General features: G+C 68.0%; 1 pseudogene. It reads right to left on the bottom strand.

What is annotated here, in order from left to right:
* Nucleotides 1–668: pseudogene (locus tag E6O51_RS21990) on the bottom strand (hypothetical protein); the annotation flags it as partial.

Here is a 668-nt window from a genome sequence, read left to right as displayed (position 1 = left end):
TCGGCCATGCCCGAGGTGTCGGCCCAGGCATCGAGCAGTTGGTCCAGGATCGTCCAGCGCGCTTCCCGCGTGCTGGCCTGGGTGAAGTCTTCGAGCAGGCCGGCCAACTGCGGGGAGAGGCTGGCCGCTTCGCGCAGGTCGCGCACCCGGCCCGAGCCCACCATGTCCGGCAGGGCCGCGGCCTGTTCGGTGATGGGTACCGTGTCGGTGAATTCCCGGTAGAAGGGGTTGCTGGCGAATTCCAGGTTGCCCGCCGTGCCCAGGCTCACGTCGCCGGCTTCGCCGGTGCTGCCGTCCGTGCGGGTAAAACTGGCCGTGGCGGTCTGCACGTTGCCGCCGGCGAGGGTCTTGTTGGCGTTGGTGGCATTGAGAGAAATGCTGGCGATGCCCGCCTCGGCCAGCGAGATCAGTTCGCCTTCGTCGGACACGCCGTTCTGGTTCAGGTCGCGCCACAGGCGCACGTGGGCGAATTGCGCATCCGCCGCGTTGAAGAGGTTGTCGCCGTTGCCGTCCAGGTCCTTGAGCGCGGCAAAGCCGTTGGCGGCTTTGGTGCCGTTGGAGAGCACGGTATCGACGCCGAAGAGTTCGGCGCCGGAATCGATGCTGCCGTTGCCGTTGCGGTCGAGCACGAGCAGCGCGTCGTCGGCCTTCACCCAGCCCGTGCCGGT

Source organism: Pseudothauera rhizosphaerae (assembly GCF_004801305.1).
Lineage (GTDB): Bacteria > Pseudomonadota > Gammaproteobacteria > Burkholderiales > Rhodocyclaceae > Pseudothauera > Pseudothauera rhizosphaerae.
Note: the sequence above shows the minus strand (reverse complement) of the source record. Positions and strands in the feature narration are given on the sequence as shown.